The following is a 22487-nucleotide window of genomic DNA, read 5'->3' as shown; positions in this document are numbered from 1 at the left end:
TTCGGGATCACCGTTGGGATCAGACGCTCTGGCGCCGGGACTTGTCACTGGCGACGGCCTCAGCGACATCCTTGCCCGGCAGGAAGGCGAGCACGACCACGGCACCGACCAGTGCGACGGCCGCCGACCCCATGGCGGTGAGGTGCATGGCATGGATGAAAGAGTCCTTCGCGGGCCGCACCAGCGCCCTGCCGACCGGTCCGAGCTTCTCGGCGACGGTCAGGGTGGCCTGGAGGGATTCACCTGCGGCATGTCGGTCGGAGGCGGGCAGTACGCCCAGGTGGCCGTCGATACCGTTGCGATAGGTGGTGGACAGCAGTGACCCCAGCACGGCGACCCCCATGGCGCCGCCGACCTGCCGGAAGGTGTTGTTGACCGCGGATCCTGAGCCGGCCTTCTGTCTCGGCAGCGACGACATGATCATGACGGTGGCGGGCGGCATCACATGGGCCATCCCCGCGCCCATCAGGAAGAACAGCACCTCCAGTACCCAGATGGGGGTGTCCTGGCCGAGCAACAGGAAGCCGGCAAAGGACACGGCGGTCAGGACGAGGCCGACGGCGCACACGGCTCGGGCGCCGAAGCGGTTGACGACCAGCCGGGCCCGCGGGGCGAAGAACATCTGGGAGGCGGCCAGCGGCAGCACGAGCAGACCGGACTGCAGGACGCTGTAGCCCCGAACGCTCTGGTTGTAGAAGACGCTGAAGAACGTGACGCCCATGAGGGCGAAGAAGACCAGGCCGATGGCGGCGACGGACGCCGAGAACCGCCGGTTGCGGAAGTAGGCAACATCGAGGGCCGGATGATCGCTACGGGCCTCGTACGCCACGAATCCGGCCAGGACCGCCAGGCCGCCGAGGATCGTCACCCAGGCCTCGGGCCGGGTGAAGTCGCCCAGCTGACCGCCCTTGATGATGCCGTAGACCAGCAGCGCCAGACCGGCGATCGACAGCAGCACGCCGACCGGGTCGAGCCTGCCGGGCCTGGGGTCCTTGGAGTCGGGGACGATCGCCACCATCGCGACCAGGGCGGCGAGCACGATCGGCACATTGACCAGGAAGACCGAGCCCCACCAGAAGTGCTCCAGCAGGATGCCACCCGCGATCGGGCCGGCGGCGATGGCGAAACCGACCACACCGGTCCATATGCCGATGGCCTTGGGCTGCTCCTCGCGCTCGAAAACGTTCATGATGATCGCGAGGGTGGTGGGCAGGATGAAGGCGCCGCCGAAGCCCATCACGGCGCGGAAGGCTATGAGCTGCCCGGAGGAGTCCGAGAACGCGGACAGCGCGGATCCCGCACCGAACACCAGCATGCCGAAGAGCAGCACCTTCTTGCGGCCGAGCCGGTCACCAAGCAGGCCCGCGGTGAAGAGCAGTCCGGCGAAGACCAGCGTGTAGGAGTTGACCGCCCACTCCAACTGGCTCTGGGTGGACCCGAGTCCGGTGGGAGCCGGCTCGGCGATGACCTTCATCGCCACGTTGAGGATCGAGTTGTCCAGCATCACCACCAAGAGGCTGCACGAGAGCACGACCAGGATCGCCCAGCGCCGGCGGTGGACCACCTCGGAAACGCTTCGTTGCCGGGCAGGCGGCACGGGCGACGGGGACTCCGCGGGTGCCGAGGACTCGGTGGGGGTGGGCGGTGGTGCCACAGAGGTCTCCAGTGCTCTCGGTAGTGCTGCGATTGCGGGACAAAGGCCGTCAGCCTCGGGCAGGGAGCCAGCTCAAGGCGCTGCCTGGCCTGCCGAATGATCCCGTCGGCGCAAAATAGCTGTCGCGGTACAACTAAACACAGGCTAAGATAGATGACAAGCGACAGCCATTCGAGGAGGGTGATTCCGTGGGCCGCGTGTCCAAGGCGCAAGCACAGGAGAACCGGCAGCACGTCGTGGCCACTGCCTCCCGGATGTTCCGCGAGAAAGGCACCGCGGTCAGCATCGCCGACCTGATGAAAGCCGTTGGGCTCACCCATGGCGCGTTCTACAAGCAGTTCACTTCCAAGGAAGACTTGGTCGACACCGCCATCGCCCACGCCTTCGAGGATCCGGCGGCACACTCACCGGTGACGCCCGAGGAGCAGACCGGGGACCCCGAGGCCGCCCGCAGGACGCTGATCGAGCAGTACCTCTCGATCTGGCACCGCGATCACGCCGGCGACGGCTGCCCCGTCTCCGGGTTCGCCGCCGACCTGGGGCGTGACCCCGGCCAGGCCACCCGCTCCCAGCAGGTCTACATCAACGGCGTACGGAACCGCGCCGCTCGCCTGGCCACCGGCGACGACGACGGCATGACACAGCTCTGCACCATGGTCGGCGCCCTCGTCCTCGCCCGCGCCACCCGGGGCAACCCGATCTCCGAAGAGCTACTGCAGGCCGCGCGCACGGCTCTCACCGAGCACGAGAGCGGGAGGTCCGACACTGCCGTAGCGCAGTGACCGAGCCAACGGCTTGGAGCCGGCCCCGGAACGGGCTCAACTCGCAGGGGGCAACAGCCTGAGCTCAGGTGCTCTTGCCCTGCGATGGCCGCCGTCTGCGCGGCTGTCTGTCCCCGATCGTGATGGATCGTCGCGGAGGGCGACGTCCGGCACCCGTGGGCGACGTGTGCCGACTTGTGTCAGTAGTGCCAGCAGTAGAGGCCGAGGGCACCGCCGGCACCGCCGACCGTTGTCGCGAGCTCGGCAGTACTCATCAGAACGACCAGAGGATCGTCGTCGGTCATATCGTCTCCGTCTTCGAGCCTGAGCCTCTCAGCCCACCGCGTGGCAAGTTCACGCAGCTGACTGGAGGTGGCGTTGGCAAGTGCGCTGGTGAGCTTCGCCGAGAAAGCGAACACCCCAACCCCGTCGTTGAGTACAGGGGCGACGTAGTGGGGCCAGTCCCTCTTGTTGAGCTCGTGCTGTGGTGGGAGGTGGGAAGACGGTGCGTCGAAGTACATCTCCCACTCGACGACGGCGTCGTCTGCAGAGAAGTCGTGGCAGGTCAGCGATGTAAATGCCGGCCCGGGACCCTTGAGCCGGGTCTTGGCGGCAGTCTCGTCGTCGGGAGCGAGGAAGAAGACGATGTCCATGCTCACCTCGGGATGATGACAGGTAACGGGCCGACGCGGGTTATCCGGGAACGGCGGAAGCGGTTCCATGGCGGCCGGTGGGACTTGGGCGAGACCGCTTGGCATCATGCCCGTATGGACTTTGATCTCCTGCCGCCGCTCGGCCTCGGTCCGCTGCAGATCGGCATGCCCCGGGAAGCGGCGAATGCGGCGCTGGACTCGCTCCGCGATCACTCTGCGCTCTCCGAATCCGACCGCCCAGGGCAACACATCTTTCGCCCCAGCGGCCTCATGATCAGCATTGAGTGCATGCAGGGCACCCTGCAGGCCATCGAGTTGGGGCGGCCGCTCGCGCAAACCGACCGAGTGACGTTCCGAGACCTGGACGTCTTCGCACTTCCTGCACGGGAGGTAATCGAGCGCATGCGCGAGTACGCCACCGTTGACCCGGATCCGGACGATCCGGGGTCTTTCCTTGCTCCTGACCTGCTCCTGGGCTTCTGGCGCCCATTCGCTGCCGACGATGAGCCAGAGGAGGAGCAGGGTTACTACTTCAGCTCCGTGCTGGTGGCGAAACCCGGCTACTACGACACTCCCGCCCAGGCGGCGGAGCGAAGCAGACAGAACCAGTAGCGGTCCGTGTCGTCCGTGCTGGGAACCGGGACGGTTCCACCTCACCTTGATCGACTCGTCCCGCATCAACTCGGCGACCGAGGAACGCAGCCGGGCGCGCTGTTCAGTCGCCTGAGTGGCCCCAGAAGTAGATCTCCCGAGGGACGCCCTCGTCGTCGTGCAGCACTCCGCACCGTCCGACCCACCGCGACCGGGGGAAGACGTCGAAATCCTTGACGTGTGCACGCGTCAGCCTGCCGGTGTCGAGCAGTTCGCGCGCCTCCTCGGCCGTCACAGGTTCCACGGTGTTGTAGTCCGGGGTCTCGTCGGGCCCCACGACGCGCAAGATGTCCAGGATCGAGTGCGTGCCGGCCTCCTGGACCAGCTCGTCGGCCCACAGCTCCTCCAGCGACTGCGGGCGAGGCTCCCGCTCCGCCTTCGGTCGCCAGTCGGCGCCGCCCACCCAGTAGTAGTCCCACGCCGAAGCCCCCACCGGTCCCCAGTGCCCTCCCAGTGCCCTTGGACCGCGGAAGCTGGCACCCGGCTCCGACATTCAGGCCCAGGTGGGAACGCGGGCGGTAGCGTCTGCGTCATGTCCGATGCTCTCGACGTGGCGGTGGCGCTGCGAGGCGGGGTGACCAGCCGTTCCCAGGTCTGGGACTTCGTACGTCGGTTCGCCGACGAGTGGACGGGACGCCCCTTGCGTCCCGAGGACGGCTGCACCGCCGCCGAACTGGATGCCGCCGAGGCCGAATTGGGCTTCGAACTTCCCGCCGCCGTGCGGGAGGGCTACGCGCTGTTCGGCCGCCGCGACGACCTGACCGGGCAGCAGGATCCGCTGGTCCCGCCGATGGGTCTCCATGTGGACGACGGCTTCGGCGGCGTCCTCGTCTTCCGCGTCGAGAACCAGGCCTGCGCGTCATGGGGCATTCCACTGGACCGGGTCGAGCAGGACGATCCGCCCGTGGTGGTGGAGTCGCACGAGGGGTGGGTCCCGTTCCTGGACCACATGTCAGTGGCCTGGGTGGAGCTGGTGCTGAGCGAGTCGCTGCTCGGGGCGGGAAGCCTGTACGACGCCTGCGAGTTGCCGGACGCGCTCCTGCCGAACCTCGCGGCGCGCTACACGCGGGTCGACCTGCCCGACCACCCGATGTGGGCCAGCGCCGAGGACTCACCCCTGCGCTGGTACGCGGCCCCGGGCCGCCTGCTGCGCCGCGACGGGGTGCTCGACCGGCGCTGGCTCCACGCGTGCGGACGCACGGCCGCGGATCTCGAACGGATCCGCGAGGACCTGCCGGCCCGATGGGAAGCCTGACCGCTGGTTCCGTGATCGTGCCGTCAGCGGCCCCGGCCGCCGCGTTCGCGGCAGCTCAGTGCTTGAAGACGTCGACCCCGCCGGGCTCGGTCTCCAGTGACCGGCGGTCGAAGACCAGCATGCCGAGGAAGAACAGCCCGCCGACGACGAGCAGGCCCACCACGATCACCAGGGGCACCAGCGCCTCGCGCGGTGTCACCAGGGCGATGAGCGCGACGACCGTCCAAACCAGGGCGGCGAGGGCGACGGGCAGCTCGAGGCGTCCCAGGTCGAAGGCACCCTTGCGGCGGCCAAGGCGTCGGCGTACCGCCAGGTAGAGGACGATCGTCGAGCCGTAGATGAGCGCCGGGAGGATCGTCGACGCCGTGATCAGCTCCAGCAGTGCGGCGCCCGGTAGCGCCACCATCAGGACGACCCCCATGGCGAGGATGAGCACGGTGGCCGGGATCGGGGTGTGCGTACGCGGGTTGACCCGTCGCATGATCCGGTGCGCGGGGAAGCGCCCGTCGCGCGACATCGCGAAGATGATCCGCGAGCACGCCACCATCACCACCATCCCTGCCCCGAAGAAGGCGAAGGTGATCGCGACCAGCAGCGTCCGTTCCGTCACCGGGCCGAGCTGGTCCCGCATGATCGTGGCGACCGGGGAGCCGTCGCGGCTGATCCGCGGAATGTCCTCGATGGCCACGGTGAGCGTGATCAGGAAGAGCATGCCCAGCAGCCCCGCGGCCACGACCGAACCGACGATCGCTCGGGGGACGCTGCGGTAGGGGTCCTTGGCCTCCTCGGCGAGGTTCGCCGCGGAGTCGAAGCCGACGAGCGTGGCCAGGCCCATGATCATCGCGATCATGAGCCCGCCGCCGACGGTGAAGTAGTGCGGGGCCCCCTCGGTGATGCCGCGCGAGGTGAGGTTGCCGACCGCGCCGTTCCCCGTGACCGCCGCGGCGATGACGAGCGCGACCGCCATCACCACGACGAGCGCCAGCTCCAGCCCGACCGCCGCGCTGTTGATGAGGCTGACGAGGCGTGTGGAGGCCACCGCGAGCACGGCCTGGACGAGCAGCACCACGAGCGTGATGACGCGGGCCGTGTCCTCGTCCGGACTCATGCCGGCGAGCGGCATGAACGCCTGGCTCGCGAGGGCGTTGTCGATGGCGACCACGGCGATCGCCAGGTAGCAGAACGTCAGCCAGCCGAATCCCCACCCCACCTTCGGGTTCGCCAGCCGTGAGGCCCACTGGTACGAGGAGCCGCTGAGGGCGATGCGTCCCGCGAGCTGAGCCACCACCAGGGCCACCAGGGACTGCCCGACCGCGACGAGGATCCACAGCCAGATACCGACGGGGCCCGCGTTCTGCAGCACGTCGTCGTAGGTGGAGAAGATGCCGACGGCCACGGAGATGAACGCGAACGAGATCGCGAAGACCTGGAAGGAGCCGAGGGTACGTTTCAGTTCCTGCCGGTATCCCCCCTCCTCGACCGACCGCTCGCCGGCCGACTCGTCCGTCGGGGCTTCCGCCACCTCAGCCACCTCGTCCTCGCTCGGGATCCTTCCGGGCCACACCCGTTTTCCACATATATGTCATGAATGCTTCCTGGCCTGCACCTTGAGGCTCCCCGGGTCGCCCGCGCCCCGCGAACGTTGGCCAGCGCTGCACGGCTCACGGCCGGTCAGGGTCTGTCCAGGCGCGGGCGTCGATCGGGTGAGCGCGGCCCGGCGGCCGGGAACGGGCTGCGCCACTGGGATGACCTTGGCGCCGGACGCCGGTGGGCGCGGGTACGGATCTCGTCGACAGGAGCCCGAGCCGTGCCGGAAGGCCCTCCGGTTCGGTGCCGGCCAGAGATCGACGAGGAGTGTCTCCATGCGTCCTGCAGACAGGACCCCTCCGCCCTCCAGGCGGTCCCTTCGACGGTTCGGACGGCTCGTCGGCACGGTGGTGCCGGCGGCCCTGATCGCCACCGCGATATCCGCGGCCTCCCTGACGACGGCTCAGGCCGCCGACACGAACGGCGCAGCCTCGTCCGGGTCGCCGGCGTCGAGCTTCCCGTGGCCCGACCCACATGACGACTACCCGTACCCCGAAGGAGACCTCGACCCCGGTCCCGGTCCTGGTCCCGGACTCGGCATCGGTCCCGGACTCGGCCTCGGCCCTGTCCTCGGCTCCGGTTCCCTCCTCGACACCGACCCCCTCCTCGGTCCGGGTCGCGGGCCCCTCCTCGACACCACCGGTGACGGCCCGGTCCTCGACCCGGCCGGTCCCCTCCTCGGCCCCGGGCGCGGGCCCTTCCTGGCCCCCTACCCCGGTCCCGGCAGGCTCTCGGGGTGTGACATCGACTCCACGGGCGTGGCCAACACGACCAACCGCGACTTCTCCGTCGCCGTGGTCCGCGGCCGGACGTTCGTCGGCCAGCGCGACACCGTCCCGGTGGGCGGCACCTACACCTGGCAGGACCTCAGTGTGCTCCCCGGGTACCCCGGCACCGGGGTGTGCGGCGCGAGCGTGAGCACCTCCTCGGTATCGGAACTGTCGGTCAAGGTCATCACCTTCCGCGGCGACGTGGCGGAGAGCCGCTGCACCATCACCGGTGCCCTGCCGGTCTGCAGTGCCTGGAGCCCGCTGCCGGGCACCTTCCAACCGCCGCCGGTCGCCATCCCCTGACCGGCCCGGGTCGACGGTCCGTCGTAGTGTGCGCCCGCCGAACGACGGGCACCGGCGTGGCCGGTCGTACGAGGGGCCGTCAGCCCCGGGTGGGTCCCGCCTGTGAGGCGGAGGACGGGAACCGGCCGCGCACCTGACGGGCCAGGCGGCCGTCAGGCCCGGCCATGGGTAGGAACCACGTCGATGTGGCCCGAACCGGAACGGAATTCCCTCCGGTCCGGCTCGGGCCCGATGTCGACGAGGAGTCTCCCCATGAGTCCTGCAGACAGGACCGCTCCGCCCTCCGGGCGGCTCTCGCGGTGGTACGGACGGCTTACCGGCGTGGTCGTGTCCGCGGCTCTCGCCGCCACCGCGGTCTCTGCCGCCGCCCTCGTTCCGGCCCAGGCCGCGGGCAAGGGCGGGGAGCCCTCCGCCGATCCGGCCGCGATACGTGAGTGGAACGCCATCGCCACGGACGTCATCGGCACCAACCTGGGCCCGACCCGGCCCTCGGGGCAGGCCGTCGTCTGGCACGGGTTCGTCTCGGTCGCCGTCTACAACGCCGTCGTCGGCATCGAGGGCCGCTACGCACCCTACAAGTGGCACGCCCGCGGGCCCGCCGGCGCGTCGCCGGAGGCGGCGGCCGTGACCGCCGCACACCACGTCCTGCTCTCCGACTTCCCGGCGTCCCGCACGCTGCTCGACACCGCGTACGCCGATTCCCTCGCCCGGATCCCCGACGGCAACGCCAAACGGCAGGGCGTGGCCTTCGGGGCGCGCGCCGCCGACCGTGTCATCCAACTGCGGCAAGGCGACGGTCGGTTCGCGACGGTGGAGTTCACCACCCCGCCGACGCCGGGCGTCTGGCGGCCCACGCCGCCCGGGAACCTCCCGTTCATCGACACCTGGCTCGCCCGGCTGCGCCCGCTGCTGCTCGCCTCACCGTCCCAGTTCCGGCCCGGGCCGCCGCCCGCCCTGACCTCGGCCCGCTACGCCCGGGACGTGAACGAGGTGAGGACCATGGGCGCGCGGACGGGCTCGCCTCGCACCGCGCTGCAGACCGAGACCGCCCTGTTCTTCGGGGGCAACCTGGCCGTGCAGCTCCAGGCCGCGTTCCGCGACCACAGCGCCCGCCACCGCCTGGACATCGCCGACACGGCACGGTTGTTCGCCGCGGCGAACTCCGCGGCGACCGACGCCGTCATCACCGCGTGGGACGCCAAGCTCCACTACGGATCCTGGCGGCCGATCACGGCCGTCCAACTGGCCGGCACCGACGGCAACCCGGCGACCGAGCCGGATCCGCAGTGGCAGCCGCTGCTCGTCACGCCGCCGCACCCCGACCACATCAGCGGGCACGCCGCGGTCGCCGGCGCCGTGGCCCAGACCCTGACGGGGCTCTTCGGCACGACCCGCATCGACCTCACCTTCCCGTCCGACGCCACGGGCACCACACGGCACTACGACGACGCCGTGCAGTTCAACCAGGACATGATCGACGCCCGTGTGTGGGCCGGCATCCACACCCGGACGGCGGACACCGCAGGCTGCCAGGCGGGAGCCCGCGTCGGCCTCTGGGCCCTCACGCACTACTTCCAACCCCTGCACCCGGCGCACCCCCACTCCTCCCGGCCGATCCCGCGCACGTGCCCGCAGACCGAGGCGAGCTGACCCGCCCTCAGCGTCGCGTGCCCTCCCGCCCGGCACCCGGGGAGGGCACGCGGTCGCGAGAGCGCCGGGCTCGCCCGGTCAGTCCCACCAGAAGCTCCACATCTGCTTGCCCAGGAGCTCGTGGGCCGCGAAGGTACGCAGGGTGTCGTGATCACCCGCCTGGGTGATGGTGTCCGGCGAGAAGGCGAAGTGCTCCGCCGCCACGGCGAGCGCCTCGGCCATGGTGGTCGGCGGCGCGGCCACCGAGACGACCAGACGTTCACGGTTGAGCGCCAGCAGGCGTATGCCGAAGCGGTCCTCCCACGACCGCAGCACCGTGCACATCTCCTCGACGTCGGACGACCACAGGTCCGGCAGCCCGCGCTCGTCGGCGAGGGAGGGCACGTCCGTGCTGCGGGACACCCGCTGCACGACGCCCCACGCGTCGCCCTCGCTCACCTCCTCGTCGTCCGCCAGCGTGGCGAGGACATAGGCGGCCAGTTCGTCGGGATCGGTCCGAGGGCCGGCCGGGGGCGCCGCCGCCCCCGGCCACCGGGGCCCGAAGGGCGCGATCAGTTCCTCGAACGGCTCGGGTTCGCCGAAGGCCTCGACGACCATCGCCCGGCCCGGATAGTCCTGCCCCGCCTCGGCGAGTGCCTCCTGTGCGTACTCCTCCCACCGCTCACCGAGGATCTGTTCCACCGTCCGGTGACTGCTCATCACTTCCCCCGCTCTCCCCGACCTGGACACGCGCACGCGCCGACGCCCCCCCTCCGGAGCAACGGCACGTACACAGTGTGCGCGCAGGGTGTGACACTTCCGTTGCCGGAACTGTGGATTCCGCCACAGCCCGGGCGATCTTCCGTTGGTGGACCCGGCGGATCGCCTTCCGGCTCCGAGCTGTTCCGGGTTCCGGACCGTCTCGGGCGCATGCCTCGCGGTGACTTGACCGACCGTCACATAGGGCCACTCGGGACGCGGGACGCGGTCCTGGACCTCACGGGGCGTGCTCCGATTCCGGGTGGCAGATCTCGCACGGCGCGACGTCCGGCATGCCGAGGGCGACCTCGAACTCCTGCCGGTTCAGCCGCCCGCCCCCGGGCACGCGGCAGTCGTCACGATGGAGGACGCCCCGGCCCGCACCGCCGCGCGGGTCGGGCACGCTCTGCAGCCGCCAGGCGGAGGTGCGACCGCGCTTCCCGCCCCGAGTTCGCGGAACGGCGTCATCTCCGGCCTCCGCCCCGGCCACGACCACGGAACCGGATTCCGCCTCCTGGATCTTGGCGTCGACTGCGGCGATCTGCATCTGCAGATAGAGGCGTATCACCCGCAGGCGCTGCGGATCCGGAGGAAGCTCGTACACACGTTCGAGTGTAAGCGGCGGACCGACCGCCGACCAGCGTCACGGGCCTCCGCACCGTGCGACCGACGTCACGACGAGCGGCGACAGCGCAGGTCAGGGAGGAATGTCGGCCGTGGGCCGCTCAGCGGCAGCCCGCCGCACGCACACCCGGCTTCCCGGCCCGGCCGGGCTGCGCCAGGATGGGCCGGTGAACACGATCATCAGCGCCGCGGAGCTCGCCACCACCCTGCGCGACGGTACCGCCCCCGTGCTCCTGGACGTCCGCTACGAGCGCGGAGGGCCGTCCGGGCGCGCGGCGTACGAGGCGGGCCACATCGCGGGCGCGGTGTAGGTCGACCTGGAGGCGGAACTCGTCGGACCGGCGGGCCCGGCCGGCCGGCATCCGCTGCCGGACGCCGGGGTGTTCGCGGCGGCGATGCGGCGGGCCGGGGTACGCAGGGGCAGCCGGGTCGTCGTCCACGACGGCGGCCAGGGCTGGGCCGCGGCACGCGCCTGGTGGACGCTGCGCTGGGCGGGCCACGACGACGTACGCGTGCTGGACGGCGGACTGGCCGCCTGGACGGCCGCCGGCGGCGGACTGACCACACGGGCCACCGCACCGGGGCCCGGCGACTTCGAGGCCGTACCGGGCGCGCTGCCGGTGCTGAGCGCCGACGACGCTGCGGTGCTGGCCCGTACGGGGGTGCTGCTGGACGCGCGCGCGGCCGAGCGCTACCGGGGCGAGGTCGAGCCGCTGGATCCGGTGGGCGGTCACATCCCGGGGGCCGTGTCGGCTCCGACGTCCGGGAACGTCACCGCCGACGGCACCTTCCGTCCCGCCCGCGAACTGGCCGGCCGTTTCACCGCCCTGGGGGTCACGGCGGACGGCGGCAGGGTCGGCGTGTACTGCGGTTCGGGGGTCTCGGCCGCGCAGCAGGTGCTGGCCCTGGCCGTCGCGGGGATCGACGCCGCGCTGTACGTCGGCTCGTGGAGCGAGTGGAGCGCCGACCCCGCCCGGCCCGTGGCGACGGGGCCGCAACCGGGCTGAGCTGCTGACGGCCGGCTGCCGGGGATCAGCCCGAGCCGACGAAGAGGACCAGCAGCAGCCACACCACGGGGGCGGTCGGCAGCAGCGAGTCGAGGCGGTCCATGATGCCGCCGTGGCCGGGCAGCAGCTTGCCCATGTCCTTGATGCCGAGGTCCCGCTTGATCATGGACTCGCCGAGGTCGCCGAGGGTCGCGCTGGCGGCCACCGCAAGGCCCAGCAGCAGACCCTGCCACCACCGGCCGTCCTCGATCAGGAACTGCATGGACAGGGCCCCCGCCACCATCGCGAAGGTGATCGCGCCGACCAGGCCCTCACGGGTCTTGCCGGGGCTGATGCGGGGAGCGAGCTTGTGCGTGCCGAAGCGCCAACCGACGGCGTAGGCACCGGTGTCGCTGATCACCGTGAGCAGCAGGAAGACGAAGACCCGCCACGGGCCGTCGCCCGCCGCGAGCATCATCACCACGAACGTGGCCAGGAACGGCACGTAGAAGGCGGCGAACACGCCCGCCGTGACGTCGCGGAGGTAGTTCTCCGGAGGCTCCGTCATGCGCCACACCAGTACGGCGAGCGCGGTGAGCGCCATCGCCACCCACGCGCCCTCGGCACCGCGTACGTAGCCCGCGACGACCATGGCGGCGCCGCCGACGGCGAGCGGCACCAGGGGAGCCCGGATCTCCTTGCGCTCGGCCAGGCGCGAGGTGAGCTCCCACAGGCCCACCACGACCGCTGCGGCGACGACGCCCACGAAGACGGCCTTGACGATGAAGAGCGAGGCGATGATGACGACCCCGAGGCCGACACCCACCCCTATCGCGGCGCGCAGGTTGCGCCCCGCGCTCTTCTTCGCCCGGCCGCCGTTCCCACCCGCCGCCGAGGGCTGCGGCACGGAACGGTCGGGCCGGGCGGAGTGCCGCTCCGGTTCGGGGGCGTCGTCGCGGAACAAGGGGCCGCCCATCCGGGTGGCCCCTTCATCCTCGCCTCCCCAGGAACCGGCATGTGGCGAGGGCCCCCAAGAAGAGTCGTTCACGGAGTTTCGCCTCGCGTTTTCGTCCGGTCCGGGTCGGTCGGATGGGTGGGTGGTCGGGTGGATGGGTCGCCCGGCCGCGGGTCTGCGGAGCCGGGGATCCGGTCCGGCGGTGTGCCGGATCAGACCTCCAGCAGCTCGGCTTCCTTGTGCTTGAGCAGCTCGTCGACCTGCGCCACGTACTTGTGGGTCGTGTCGTCGAGCTCCTTCTCCGCGCGGCGCACCTCGTCCTCGCCCGTCTCGCCGTCCTTGACGAGCTTGTCGAGGGTCTCCTTGGCCTTGCGGCGCACGCTGCGGATCGAGATCCGCGCGTCCTCCGCCTTGCCGCGGGCGACCTTGATGTACTCCTTGCGCCGCTCCTCGGTGAGCTGCGGGAAGACCACCCGGATGATACGGCCGTCGTTGGTCGGGTTGACACCCAGGTCCGAATCCCGGATCGCCTGCTCGATGTTGCGCAGCGCCGAGTTGTCGAACGGGGTGATCACGGCCATCCGCGCCTCGGGCACCGCGAAAGAGGCGAGCTGGTTGATCGGGGTCGGGGCACCGTAGTAGTCCGCCACGATCTTGTTGAACATCGCCGGGTGGGCGCGGCCGGTGCGGATCGCGGCGAAGTCCTCCTTGGCGACGACGACGGCCTTCTCCATCTTCTCCTCGGCTTCGAGGAGGGTCTCTTCAATCACCATGTGCTCCTGGTATTCAGAAGGCAGAGCCTCGGCCCTTGCGCGCGTCTTTCCTGCACGGTGTCCGACCGGCAGCGTCTTGTCCATCCCCGTTCCGGGCGGATCGCAGGCCGGATTGCGGCCGGCGCCGTCCGTCAGCGGGCGCCCGTGTCGTTGACGAGCGTGCCGATCTTCTCACCCTTCACGGCCCGCGCGATGTTGCCCTCCGCGAGCAGCTCGAAGACGAGGATCGGGAGCTTGTTGTCCTGGCACAGCGTGATCGCCGTCAGGTCCGCGACGCGCAGGTCGCGGGCGATGACGTCGGCGTACTCCAGGGCGTCGAACATCACCGCGTCGGGGTTCGAGCGGGGGTCGGCGTCGTAGACCCCGTCGACCCCGTTCTTGCCCATCAGCAGCGCCTCGGCGTGGATCTCCAGGGCGCGCTGCGCGGCGGTGGTGTCGGTGGAGAAGTACGGCATGCCCATACCGGCGCCGAAGATCACGACGCGGCCCTTCTCCAGGTGGCGCACGGCGCGCAGCGGGATGTAGGGCTCGGCGACCTGGCCCATGGTGATCGCCGTCTGCACCCGCGACTGGATGCCCTCCTTCTCCAGGAAGTCCTGGAGGGCGAGGCAGTTCATGACCGTGCCGAGCATGCCCATGTAGTCGGAGCGGGCCCGGTCCATGCCGCGCTGCTGGAGCTCGGCACCGCGGAAGAAGTTGCCTCCGCCGATGACGACGGCGATCTCGTAGCCGTCGCGGACGACGGCGGCGATCTCACGGGCCATCGTGTGCACGACGTCGGGGTCGACTCCGAGTCCCCCTCCGCCGGCGAAGGCCTCGCCGGAGAGCTTGAGCAGGTACCGGCCCTTGTGCGTGCTGCCGGTGGCGGTGGGTGCCTTGTCGGCGTCCTGTTCCATGGAGATCTCCTCGTGCACGTACGAAGAAGGCCATTGCCGAGGGTCCGTGATGGTTCCCTGTGGGCAATGGCCTCCTCGTCACAACTGCGGCCCGCCGGTGAGCGGCCGGCTGCGTACGACCCTAGCGGGGCCGTCGGTCAATCGCTTGCGCGGTGGTCGCTCAGACGCCGACGCGGAAGCGGGCGAAGCGCTTCAGCGAGACGCCGGCCTCGTCCAGGACCTTCTGGACGGTCTTCTTGTTGTCCTTGGCGAAGGCCTGCTCGAGAACGACGTTCTCCTTGAAGAAGCCGTTGACGCGACCCTCGACGATCTTCGTCAGGGCGGCCTCGGGCTTGCCCTCCTCGCGGGCGGTCGCCTCGGCGACGCGACGCTCGTTCTCGACGGTCTCGGCGGGCACCTCCTCGCGGGACAGGAAGGTGGGGGCGAAGGCGGCGATGTGCTGCGCGACGTCCTTGGCGACCTGGGCGTCGGCCTTGTCCAGCTCGACCAGGACACCGACCTGCGGGGGCAGGTCCGGGCTGGTGCGGTGCAGGTAGGAGGCGACGTAGCCGTCGGTGAACTGGGCGAAGCGGTCCAGGACGATCTTCTCGCCGAGGGTGGCGTTGGCCTCGTCGACGAAGGCCTGGACGGTCTGGCCGTCCTTGATCTCGGAGGCGAGCAGCGTCTCCAGGTCGGCCGGCTTGCTGACGGCGACGTGGGCGGCGAGGGCGTCGGCGGCGGCGATGAACTTGTCGCCCTTGGCGACGAAGTCGGTCTCGCACTTGAGCTCGACGAGGACACCCTCGCTGTTGTCACCGGCGATCAGGGACACGACGGCGCCGTTGGAGGCGGAGCGGCCCTCGCGCTTGGTGACGCCCTTCTGGCCCTTGACGCGGAGGATCTCGACGGCCTTGTCCAGGTCGCCCTCGGCCTCCTCGAGCGCCTTCTTGCAGTCCATCATGCCCGCGGCGGTCAGCTCGCGGAGCTTCTTGACGTCGGCGGCGGTGAAGTTCGCCATGGTCTGTCAGTCTCTTCTCGGAAGTCGGTGGATCCGGTGAGCGGTGGTTCTACGGACGAACGGCGGGGGCCGGAGCCCCCGCCGTCCTCACACGCATCGGAAGGCGGGCTGAGGCTCAGGCCTGCTCGGCGTCGGCGGCGGGCGCCTCGGCGGTCTCGGCAGCCGGCGCAGCCTCGGCGGCGGGCGCCTCGACGGTCTCGGCCGCAGTGGCCTCCGCAGCGGGCGCCTCAGCGGTCTCGGCAGCCGGAGCAGCCTCGGCGGCGGTCTCCTCAGCCTTCGCCTTGTCGCCCTCGAGCAGCTCGCGCTCCCAGGCGGCCAGCGGCTCGCCCTCGGCCTTGTCACCGGCGGTGGCGGCACCGGAGCGGGCGATGAGGCCCTCGGCGACGGCATCGGCGATCACACGGGTCAGCAGGGTGACGGAGCGGATCGCGTCGTCGTTGCCCGGGATCTTGTAGTCGACCTCGTCGGGGTCGCAGTTGGTGTCGAGGATCGCGACGACCGGGATGCGGAGCTTGCGCGCCTCACCGACGGCGATGTGCTCCTTCTTGGTGTCCACGATCCAGACGGCGCTCGGCACCTTCTGCATCTCGCGGATGCCGCCCAGGGTCTTCTCCAGCTTCTCCTTCTCACGGGAGAGGACCAGGAGCTCCTTCTTGGTGAGGCCGGAGGCGGCCACGTCCTCGAAGTCGATCTCCTCGAGCTCCTTCAGGCGCTGCAGGCGCTTGTAGACGGTCGAGAAGTTGGTGAGCATGCCGCCCAGCCAGCGCTGGTTCACGTAGGGCATGCCGACGCGGGTCGCCTGCTCGGCGATGGCCTCCTGGGCCTGCTTCTTCGTACCGACGAAGAGGATGGTGCCGCCGTGTGCGACGGTCTCCTTGACGAACTCGTAGGCGCGGTCGATGTACGACAGCGACTGGAGCAGGTCGATGATGTAGATGCCGTTGCGCTCGGTGAAGATGAAGCGCTTCATCTTCGGGTTCCAGCGGCGGGTCTGGTGCCCGAAGTGGACGCCGCTCTCCAGCAGCTCCCGCATCGTGACGACGGCCATGGCCGTACTCCTAGGGGTACTCGGTTTTCGCGGTCGCCGGACGGCGGCCGCGCCTGACGCCCCGAACGCGCCGTGCCACGAGGGACCGAGGAGCGCGTCCACCGCTCGCTGTAGGGCGGTGGCGGGGCGTGCGAAGTCGACCCGGTGACCCGGATCGCCATGGAAAGTGTACGGGACCGCCGGAGCGGCGGGCGACATCGTGCCTGGGGGCGGGGGCGGTAAGGCGTTGTCCACAGGCCGCTTCCATGATCATCCGGCGACGGCGGAACACGTCACCGTTGGACCATGAGGACATACGCGGTGGTGGTGTTGGCGGTACTGACGTGGCTCGGGGGGCTCGTGCACCCGGTGGGGGCCGCTGCCCGGACTCCGGTCGTCCCGGCCGGCGGGGGCGCGGAACGGGCCTGGCCGGTGGATCCCTCCGGCGGGGGCCGGCGACCGGTCGTGGAGCGGGGGTTCGATCCGCCGGCGGTGCCGTGGGCGGCGGGGCACCGTGGGGTGGACCTGCGCGCGGGGCCCGGCGCACCGGTGCGCGCGGCGGCGCCCGGCACGGTGTCGTACGCCGGTCAGGTGGCGGGGCGCGGGGTCGTGGCGATCGAGCTCGCCGGCGGGCTGCGCATCACGTACCAGCCGGTGCGGGCCTCGGTCGCGGTGGGCGACGAGGTCGGAGCGGGGCAGGAGGTGGGGGTGCTCACGGGAGGCCCGTGGCACTGCCCCGGCGGCTGCCTGCACTGGGGGCTGCTGCGCGGGGAGGTCTACCTCGACCCGCTGTCGCTGCTGCCGGACGGGATGCTGCGCGGCGGGCCGTCGCGACTCCTGCCGGTCTTCGGGGTGCCCTTGCCGGAAGAGGTGGCCGGAACGACGGCCGGAGCGATCGAGGCGGTCGGGAAGGTCCCGCCGCTCAGCCCAGGACGCCGCGCAGGGCCATGGTGACGGCCGCGTCGGCGATGGCGTCCGGCTCCTCGGCGGCGCCGAGCTCGATCCGGCGGACCGCGGAGTCGACGACGCCCTGGAGCAGCATCGCGGTGAGCCTCGGCTCATGGTGGCCGAGCGCGGCGAGCGCCTCGACGACCATGGCGACCAGACCGCCGTGGGCGGCGCGGATCTTCTCACGGGCGCCCGAGTCGAGTTCGCCCGCGGAGATCGCGACCACGGCCCGGTGCCGGCGGTCACCGACGAGCGTGAGCTGGCTGCGGACGTACGCCTCGATCTTGGCTTCGGCGGTGGGGGCGGCCTCCATGGCCGCCTCGACCTCGGCCGCCCAGACGGGGAAGTCGACGGCGCACAGCTCCTCGACGACTGCGGCCCGGGAGCGGAAGTACTCGTAGACGGAGGACCGGGCGAGCCCGGTGCGCTCCGCGAGGGCGGGGAAGGTCAGGGCCTCCGTCCCGCCTTCGGAGAGCAGACTGCGCGCGGCGTCCAGCAGGGCGTCGCGCTGCATCGACCGGTGCTCGGCCACCGAGGCCGCTCGAATCTTGGGCACCTCACCACTGTACGGAAGCGGCGCGGCCATCGGGCGCACCCGTGGGCAAAGCGGCGTCAACGGCCGACGTCGGCCAGTTTCGCGCGCAATTGCAGAACGGATTTGGTGTGGATCTGGCTGACCCTGCTCTCGGTGACCCCGAGCACCTGGCCGATCTCCGCGAGGGTGAGCCCTTCGTAGTAGTAGAGGGTGACCACGGTCTTCTCGCGCTCGGGCAGCGTGTTGACGGCGCGGGCCAGCAGGCGGCGCAGCTCGCGGTCCTCGGCGACCTCGACGGGGTTGTCGGCGCCGGTGTCCTCCAGGGTGTCGACCAGGGTGAGCCGGTCGCCGCCGTCGGTGCCCGCGTGGAGCAGCTCCTCCAGGGCCACGACGTTGGCCAGGGAGAGCTGGCTGAAGACGCCGTGCAGCTCCTCCAGGGCGATGCCCATCTCGGCGGCGACCTCGGACTCGCTCGGGGTGCGGCGCAGGGAGGCCTCGAGGGTGGCGTAGGCGCGCTCCACGGCGCGGGCCTTCTGGCGCACCGAGCGCGGGATCCAGTCCAGGGCGCGCAGCTCGTCGATCATGGCCCCGCGGATCCTGGTGATCGCGTAGGTCTCGAACTTGATCGCGCGCTCGGGGTCGAACTTCTCGATGGCGTCGATGAGCCCGAAGACCCCGGAGGAGACGAAGTCCGCCTGTTCCACGTTGGCGGGCAGGCCGACGCTCACGCGTCCCGCGACGTACTTCACCAGGGGTGAGTAGTGCAGGATCAGCTGCTCGCGCAGGCGTGCGTCCCCCGTGGACTTGTAGGTCCGCCACAGCGCGTCGAGCGAGGTGGGGGCGGGCGGCCGGGGGTTTCCGGTGACGGCGGTCGCCGCCGTGCTGCCTTCGTGCCCGGGAGTGTGCCGGTGCATGCGTCGATCTGAGCCGTTCTGCGTGACCTGAGGGACGGGCGGGACTCGAACCTCCTTGAGCGTAGCGTGACCATACCGTCGCTCAGGGCGACGTTCGGGCGTCCCCATAACCTCGCCATCCAGGGGGTCCCAGGTCAAGAACCGTCCTGTCACCTGATGGTGTGTTCACCGGGAGAGCGTGTCGGCTTGGCCACCCCCCTCCGTCATGGGAGCCATGGGAGCCGTGGGAGCCGCCTCACGGCCTTGCGGCAACTTCCAGCGCGGGCCGTCCCGTTCGACGAAACCGAGGGCGTGCAGCTCATGGAGCCTGGTGAGGGTGTCGTCGGGGGTGCTCGCGGCGGCGACCGCGAGCTCCGCTACGCCGGCCCCGCCACGGGCGGGCAGGGCCTCCAGGACCCGGGCGGTCGCGGGCGGGAGCAGATCCCGCGGCAGGACCGGCCCGCGGCGCTCGGGCGCGAGGTCCTCGCCGATGCGGCCGACGAGCTCGATGACGTCGGCGGCGCCGGTGACCAGGACCCCCTCGGCGCGCAGCAGCTCGTGGACCCCCTGGGACAGCGCCGAGGTGCAGGGTCCCGGCACGCCCATGACGAAACGGCCCAGCTTGCGGGCCCGGCGGGCGGTGATCAGGGAGCCGCTGCGGTACTGGGCCTCGATGACGACGGTGCCCCGGGTGAGCGCGGCGATCACGCGGTTGCGGAGCACGAAGCGGCTGCGGGTGGGATGAGATCCGGGTGGCAATTCACCGATGAGCAGCCCCTGTTCGGCGATGCGTCCGATCAACTCGGCATGACCCGGCGGATACGGCACGTCCACTCCGGAGGCGACGACCCCCACGGTCGCCCCCGTCACGGACAGCGCTCCCCGGTGTGCGGCGCCGTCGACGCCGTAGGCGGCCCCGGAGACGGTGACCCAGCCGGCCTCCGCCAGGTCGGCGCCGAGGGACGCCGCCATGTGGGAGCCGTAGTCGGTGCACGCGCGGGCGCCCACGACGGCGACCGACCGCAGCGCCCACATCCGCAGCGAGGCGCCGCCGCGCACCCACAGTCCGTACGGGCGCTCGCCGCCGAGGTCGTCGAGCTGCCGCGGCCAGTCCGGGTCACCGGGGCACACGAAACGGGCCCCCATGGCCCGGGCCGCCGCCAGATCCCGCTCCGGCCTGCTCCGGCGGGCCCGCAGGGCGTATCCGGCCGCCCGCTGCTCGCCCGCCCCGGGCAGCTCTTCACCGGCGGTGAGGGCCCGTACGGTCTCGACGGGGCCGAGCTCCCGCAACCAGGCGCCGACGAGCCCGTCGCCGGGATCGGCGATCCGCGTCACGGCGGCGCGGGCCAGACGCTCCTCTGGCGTCGGTGGCGGCTCCTCCTCCAGGTCCGGCCCGGCGTCCCCGTCCAGGCCGGGCGGCATCTGCGTCATCGGACGGCTCCCGTCGCCGCCGCCATGCCGCGGCGCACACCGGTGCGCAGCTCCAGGGCGCGCTCCATGTCGACGCCTTCGGGCCGGTCACGGCCCGCGAGGTCGGCGACCGTCCAGGCCACACGCAGGACCCGGTCGAGTCCCCGCGCTGTGAGGAGCCCGCGCTCCATGTCCCGCTCCGCGCAGCGCAGGGCCCCGGGCGCCATGGCCCAGCGGGTGCGCAACTCATGGCCGGGGACCTCGCTGTTGAGCCGCCACGGCGTGTCCGCGTACCGGGCGGCGGCGCGCTCGCGGGCCTCCCGCACCCGCGTGGCGACCACCGCGGTGGACTCCGCGGAGCCGGCGCCCCCGATCAGCTCGGAGCGGCTGACGGCTTCCACCTCGACCCGCAGGTCGACCCTGTCCAGGAGGGGCCCCGAGAGCCGCCCCTGGTAGCGGCGGATCATGCTCGGCGTGCAGTCGCAATTGCTGCCGGGTGAGCCGTACCGCCCGCAGGGGCAGGGGTTGGCGGCGAGGACGAGCAGGAACCGCGCGGGAAGGCGGACGACTCCGGCCGCCCTGGCGATCACCACGTGGCCGGACTCCAGGGGCTGGCGCAGCGCGTCGAGGGCCTGACCATTGAATTCGGGTGCTTCATCCAGAAAAAGCACACCTTTGTGGGAGAGCGAGACGGCACCCGGCCGTGGCAGCCCGTTTCCGCCGCCGACCAGGGACTGCATGGTCGCCGAGTGGTGCGGCGCGCAGTACGGCGGCTGGTCCACCATGTGCCGGCCCGGCGGCAGCATCCCGGCGACCGAGTGCACGGCGGTGACCTCCACCGCCTCCTGCCGGGTGAGCGGTGGCAGCAACCCGGGCAGCCGCTCGGCCAGCATCGTCTTGCCCGCGCCCGGCGGCCCCTTCAGGTAGATGTGGTGACCGCCGGCGGCGGCGACCTCCAAGGCGGTCCTGGCGGTGCCCTGCCCTGCGACCTCGGCCAGATCCGGGGTGCCGGTGTCGGCGAGCCCCGTGCCGTGGCCGGCGCCCGGCAGGGTCAGGCCGGCCAGCATCGGGTCGGGCCTGCCGTCGGCGGGCTCCTCGTCCTCCTGCGGGGCGAGCTCGTCGTTGAGCAGTGCGATCAGCTGCCGCAGGCTGCGGACCCCGAGCACGGAGACCCCCGGTACGAGCGAGGCCTCGGCGACCGTGCGCTCGGGCACCACGACGTGGCGGTACCCGGCGTCGGCGGCGGCGAGGACCGCGGGCAGCACCCCGCGGACCGGGCGGACCCGGCCGTCGAGGCCGAGCTCGCCGATCATCATCAGGTCGGCGATGTCGCGTGGGGCGACGCGGTCGTTCGCGGCGAGGACGGCGCACGCGACCGCCAGGTCGAAGCCGCTGCCGCCCTTGGGGACGGAGGCCGGGCTGAGGCCGACCGTGAGCTTCTTCTGCGGCCAGGTCTCGCCACTGTTCACGATGGCGGCGCGAACCCGGTCACGGCTCTCGCTCAGGCTCTTGTCCGGCAGCCCCACCAGCGTGAACGCGGCCACCCCCGCCTCCAGGTCCGCCTGGACCTCGACGACGACGCCTTCCACACCCACCAGCGCCACCGAACACGTCCGGGCGAAGCCCATCACTCCACCCCCCGCACGTGCTCGACGCGGGCGGCGCCCCGGGGCGGCAGCACCACACCGACCACATCGATCCGCACCCCGCCCGGGGGAGGTCCGCCGTGGTCGGCGAGCCAGCACTCGGCGAGCAGCCGCAGCCGCTCCGCCTTGCGCGGGGTGACGGCGGCCATCGGGTGCTCACCGCAGGACTCCGCGCGCGACTTCACCTCGCACACCACGAGCGCGTCGCCGTCCGCCGCCACGATGTCGATCTCGCCGTGCCGTTCGCGGTGCCTGCACCGCCAGTTCCGCTCCAGCACGGTCATCCCGGCCTCGGTCAGAGACCGTGCCGCCAGTTCCTCGCCGTAACGTCCGAAAGCTCCTCGGGCATTCATCGGTACCACCTCCGTCACTCACTGTGAGGGAGGTGGCGCCCGAGAGATGATCTTGATCGGGGCCTGTGGACAACCCGCCGGCCCCGGCCGGCTCAGCCGTTGAAGCCGGAGTCGTCCGAGGGCAGGTCGAGGTCGGCCTTGTTCAGCTCCTCGATGTTCACGTCCTTGAACGTCAGCACGCGCACCTGCTTCACGAAGCGCGCCGGCCGGTACATGTCCCACACCCACGCGTCGGCCATGGAGACCTCGAAGAACACCTCGCCCTGGACCGAGTGCACCTGCATCTCGTAGTCGTTGGTGAGGTAGAAACGACGCTCCGTCTCGATCACGTACTTGAACAGGCCGACGACATCCCGGTACTCCCTGTAGAGCTTCAGCTCCATCTCGGTCTCGTACTTCTCGAGGTCCTCGGCGCTCATGGC

23 protein-coding genes and 1 pseudogene are annotated in these 22487 nt (G+C 71.3%); 7 read left to right on the top strand and 17 right to left on the bottom strand.

Annotation, left to right across the window (positions count from 1 at the left end; all coding sequences use genetic code 11):
• Nucleotides 1–19: 19 nt before the first annotated feature.
• A complete protein-coding gene (locus AC1VWI_RS30830) occupies nucleotides 20–1654 on the bottom strand; it encodes an MFS transporter (RefSeq protein WP_499514251.1) in 1635 nt (544 codons plus the stop codon).
• 188 nt (nucleotides 1655–1842) lie between these two features.
• Between AC1VWI_RS30830 and AC1VWI_RS30825 the strand changes: the two genes are divergently transcribed.
• Complete coding sequence (locus tag AC1VWI_RS30825; RefSeq protein WP_499514250.1) at nucleotides 1843–2436, top strand: TetR/AcrR family transcriptional regulator; 594 nt, start codon at nucleotides 1843–1845, stop codon at nucleotides 2434–2436.
• Between the two features lie 179 nt (nucleotides 2437–2615).
• Here AC1VWI_RS30825 and AC1VWI_RS30820 read toward each other — a convergent pair whose 3' ends face one another.
• The gene (locus AC1VWI_RS30820) at nucleotides 2616–3074 is read right to left on the bottom strand and encodes a hypothetical protein (RefSeq protein ID WP_499514249.1); all 459 of its coding nucleotides are present in this window, start codon (nucleotides 3072–3074) and stop codon (nucleotides 2616–2618) included.
• Nucleotides 3075–3182: 108 nt separating this feature from the next.
• On the opposite strand from AC1VWI_RS30820, the gene AC1VWI_RS30815 reads away from it, so the two are divergent.
• Entirely contained in the window at nucleotides 3183–3680 is a 498-nt protein-coding gene (locus tag AC1VWI_RS30815; RefSeq protein WP_499514248.1) for a hypothetical protein, read from the top strand.
• Between the two features lie 103 nt (nucleotides 3681–3783).
• On the opposite strand, the gene AC1VWI_RS30810 is transcribed toward AC1VWI_RS30815, so the two are convergent.
• Nucleotides 3784–4152 carry a hypothetical protein gene (locus AC1VWI_RS30810; RefSeq protein WP_499514247.1) on the bottom strand — a complete coding sequence of 123 codons (369 nt, stop codon included), beginning with the start codon at nucleotides 4150–4152 and terminating at the stop codon, nucleotides 3784–3786.
• Nucleotides 4153–4251: 99 nt separating this feature from the next.
• On the opposite strand from AC1VWI_RS30810, the gene AC1VWI_RS30805 reads away from it, so the two are divergent.
• Nucleotides 4252–4974, top strand: a complete 723-nt coding sequence (locus AC1VWI_RS30805) for an SMI1/KNR4 family protein (RefSeq protein ID WP_499514246.1) — start codon at nucleotides 4252–4254, stop codon at nucleotides 4972–4974.
• 55 nt (nucleotides 4975–5029) lie between these two features.
• Here AC1VWI_RS30805 and AC1VWI_RS30800 read toward each other — a convergent pair whose 3' ends face one another.
• On the bottom strand, nucleotides 5030–6496 hold the full coding sequence (locus AC1VWI_RS30800; RefSeq protein WP_499514245.1) for an APC family permease: 1467 nt from the start codon (nucleotides 6494–6496) through the stop codon (nucleotides 5030–5032).
• A 340-nt stretch (nucleotides 6497–6836) separates the two neighbouring features.
• On the opposite strand from AC1VWI_RS30800, the gene AC1VWI_RS30795 reads away from it, so the two are divergent.
• Complete coding sequence (locus AC1VWI_RS30795; protein ID WP_499514244.1) at nucleotides 6837–7634, top strand: hypothetical protein; 798 nt, start codon at nucleotides 6837–6839, stop codon at nucleotides 7632–7634.
• 252 nt (nucleotides 7635–7886) lie between these two features.
• Nucleotides 7887–9284, top strand: coding sequence for a vanadium-dependent haloperoxidase (locus tag AC1VWI_RS30790; RefSeq protein ID WP_499514243.1), 1398 nt, complete (start codon nucleotides 7887–7889; stop codon nucleotides 9282–9284).
• Between the two features lie 78 nt (nucleotides 9285–9362).
• Here AC1VWI_RS30790 and AC1VWI_RS30785 read toward each other — a convergent pair whose 3' ends face one another.
• Both AC1VWI_RS30785 and AC1VWI_RS30780 read right to left on the bottom strand, forming a co-directional pair.
• The gene (locus AC1VWI_RS30785) at nucleotides 9363–9983 is read right to left on the bottom strand and encodes a DUF4253 domain-containing protein (protein WP_499514242.1); all 621 of its coding nucleotides are present in this window, start codon (nucleotides 9981–9983) and stop codon (nucleotides 9363–9365) included.
• A gap of 277 nt (nucleotides 9984–10260) precedes the next feature.
• Nucleotides 10261–10626, bottom strand: coding sequence for a DUF6233 domain-containing protein (locus AC1VWI_RS30780; RefSeq protein WP_499514241.1), 366 nt, complete (start codon nucleotides 10624–10626; stop codon nucleotides 10261–10263).
• A gap of 187 nt (nucleotides 10627–10813) precedes the next feature.
• Between AC1VWI_RS30780 and AC1VWI_RS30775 the strand changes: the two are divergent.
• A pseudogene (locus AC1VWI_RS30775) lies at nucleotides 10814–11653 on the top strand (sulfurtransferase).
• Nucleotides 11654–11678: 25 nt separating this feature from the next.
• Here the strand turns inward: AC1VWI_RS30775 and AC1VWI_RS30770 are convergent.
• The 5 genes from AC1VWI_RS30770 to rpsB all read right to left on the bottom strand — a co-directional run bounded on the left by AC1VWI_RS30770 (nucleotide 11679) and on the right by rpsB (nucleotide 16301).
• The gene (locus tag AC1VWI_RS30770) at nucleotides 11679–12680 is read right to left on the bottom strand and encodes a phosphatidate cytidylyltransferase (RefSeq protein ID WP_499514240.1); all 1002 of its coding nucleotides are present in this window, start codon (nucleotides 12678–12680) and stop codon (nucleotides 11679–11681) included.
• Nucleotides 12681–12799: 119 nt separating this feature from the next.
• A complete protein-coding gene (gene frr / locus AC1VWI_RS30765; RefSeq protein ID WP_319140848.1) occupies nucleotides 12800–13357 on the bottom strand; it encodes a ribosome recycling factor in 558 nt (185 codons plus the stop codon).
• A 134-nt stretch (nucleotides 13358–13491) separates the two neighbouring features.
• Complete coding sequence (gene pyrH / locus AC1VWI_RS30760; RefSeq protein WP_499514239.1) at nucleotides 13492–14256, bottom strand: UMP kinase; 765 nt, start codon at nucleotides 14254–14256, stop codon at nucleotides 13492–13494.
• Between the two features lie 160 nt (nucleotides 14257–14416).
• Complete coding sequence (gene tsf / locus AC1VWI_RS30755; protein ID WP_499514238.1) at nucleotides 14417–15253, bottom strand: translation elongation factor Ts; 837 nt, start codon at nucleotides 15251–15253, stop codon at nucleotides 14417–14419.
• A 115-nt stretch (nucleotides 15254–15368) separates the two neighbouring features.
• Nucleotides 15369–16301: a 30S ribosomal protein S2 gene (gene rpsB / locus AC1VWI_RS30750; protein ID WP_499514237.1), complete on the bottom strand. Its 933-nt coding sequence runs from the start codon at nucleotides 16299–16301 to the stop codon at nucleotides 15369–15371.
• Nucleotides 16302–16586: 285 nt separating this feature from the next.
• Here rpsB and AC1VWI_RS30745 point away from each other — a divergent pair, with 285 nt between their 5' ends.
• Nucleotides 16587–17234, top strand: a complete 648-nt coding sequence (locus tag AC1VWI_RS30745) for a murein hydrolase activator EnvC family protein (RefSeq protein ID WP_499514236.1) — start codon at nucleotides 16587–16589, stop codon at nucleotides 17232–17234.
• On the opposite strand, the gene AC1VWI_RS30740 is transcribed toward AC1VWI_RS30745, so the two are convergent.
• From AC1VWI_RS30740 to AC1VWI_RS30715, 6 genes are all read right to left on the bottom strand, one after another.
• Nucleotides 17203–17760 carry a TetR/AcrR family transcriptional regulator gene (locus tag AC1VWI_RS30740; protein WP_499516962.1) on the bottom strand — a complete coding sequence of 186 codons (558 nt, stop codon included), beginning with the start codon at nucleotides 17758–17760 and terminating at the stop codon, nucleotides 17203–17205. The two genes, AC1VWI_RS30745 and AC1VWI_RS30740, sit on opposite strands and share 32 nt — an antisense overlap.
• Before the next feature lie 80 nt (nucleotides 17761–17840).
• A complete protein-coding gene (gene whiG, locus AC1VWI_RS30735) occupies nucleotides 17841–18677 on the bottom strand; it encodes an RNA polymerase sigma factor WhiG (protein ID WP_499514235.1) in 837 nt (278 codons plus the stop codon).
• Between the two features lie 165 nt (nucleotides 18678–18842).
• Entirely contained in the window at nucleotides 18843–20087 is a 1245-nt protein-coding gene (gene dprA / locus AC1VWI_RS30730; protein ID WP_499514234.1) for a DNA-processing protein DprA, read from the bottom strand.
• Complete coding sequence (locus tag AC1VWI_RS30725; RefSeq protein WP_499514233.1) at nucleotides 20084–21694, bottom strand: YifB family Mg chelatase-like AAA ATPase; 1611 nt, start codon at nucleotides 21692–21694, stop codon at nucleotides 20084–20086. The genes dprA and AC1VWI_RS30725 overlap by 4 nt, the downstream gene beginning before the upstream one ends.
• A complete protein-coding gene (locus tag AC1VWI_RS30720) occupies nucleotides 21694–22065 on the bottom strand; it encodes a YraN family protein (protein ID WP_499514232.1) in 372 nt (123 codons plus the stop codon). The genes AC1VWI_RS30725 and AC1VWI_RS30720 overlap by 1 nt, the downstream gene beginning before the upstream one ends.
• A gap of 92 nt (nucleotides 22066–22157) precedes the next feature.
• Nucleotides 22158–22484: a DUF2469 domain-containing protein gene (locus AC1VWI_RS30715; protein WP_018562949.1), complete on the bottom strand. Its 327-nt coding sequence runs from the start codon at nucleotides 22482–22484 to the stop codon at nucleotides 22158–22160.
• Nucleotides 22485–22487 lie beyond the last annotated feature (3 nt).

The organism is Streptomyces sp. TOM-9, assembly GCF_056858595.1.
The sequence above is the reverse complement of the archived record's forward strand: the minus strand, read 5'-3'. Positions and strand labels throughout refer to the sequence as shown.

Excerpts from the sequence above, each read along its gene's own strand:
- AC1VWI_RS30815 (WP_499514248.1), top strand. The coding sequence starts at position 3,183 with ATGGACTTTGATCTCCTGCCGCCGCTCGGCCTCGGTCCGCTGCAGATC.
- AC1VWI_RS30805 (WP_499514246.1), top strand. The coding sequence starts at position 4,252 with ATGTCCGATGCTCTCGACGTGGCGGTGGCGCTGCGAGGCGGGGTGACC.
- AC1VWI_RS30795 (WP_499514244.1), top strand. The coding sequence starts at position 6,837 with ATGCGTCCTGCAGACAGGACCCCTCCGCCCTCCAGGCGGTCCCTTCGA.
- AC1VWI_RS30790 (WP_499514243.1), top strand. The coding sequence starts at position 7,887 with ATGAGTCCTGCAGACAGGACCGCTCCGCCCTCCGGGCGGCTCTCGCGG.
- AC1VWI_RS30785 (WP_499514242.1), bottom strand. The coding sequence starts at position 9,983 with ATGAGCAGTCACCGGACGGTGGAACAGATCCTCGGTGAGCGGTGGGAG.
- pyrH (WP_499514239.1), bottom strand. The coding sequence starts at position 14,256 with ATGGAACAGGACGCCGACAAGGCACCCACCGCCACCGGCAGCACGCAC.
- tsf (WP_499514238.1), bottom strand. The coding sequence starts at position 15,253 with ATGGCGAACTTCACCGCCGCCGACGTCAAGAAGCTCCGCGAGCTGACC.
- rpsB (WP_499514237.1), bottom strand. The coding sequence starts at position 16,301 with ATGGCCGTCGTCACGATGCGGGAGCTGCTGGAGAGCGGCGTCCACTTC.
- AC1VWI_RS30745 (WP_499514236.1), top strand. The coding sequence starts at position 16,587 with ATGAGGACATACGCGGTGGTGGTGTTGGCGGTACTGACGTGGCTCGGG.
- whiG (WP_499514235.1), bottom strand. The coding sequence starts at position 18,677 with ATGCACCGGCACACTCCCGGGCACGAAGGCAGCACGGCGGCGACCGCC.
- dprA (WP_499514234.1), bottom strand. The coding sequence starts at position 20,087 with ATGACGCAGATGCCGCCCGGCCTGGACGGGGACGCCGGGCCGGACCTG.
- AC1VWI_RS30725 (WP_499514233.1), bottom strand. The coding sequence starts at position 21,694 with ATGGGCTTCGCCCGGACGTGTTCGGTGGCGCTGGTGGGTGTGGAAGGC.
- AC1VWI_RS30720 (WP_499514232.1), bottom strand. The coding sequence starts at position 22,065 with ATGAATGCCCGAGGAGCTTTCGGACGTTACGGCGAGGAACTGGCGGCA.
- AC1VWI_RS30715 (WP_018562949.1), bottom strand. The coding sequence starts at position 22,484 with ATGAGCGCCGAGGACCTCGAGAAGTACGAGACCGAGATGGAGCTGAAG.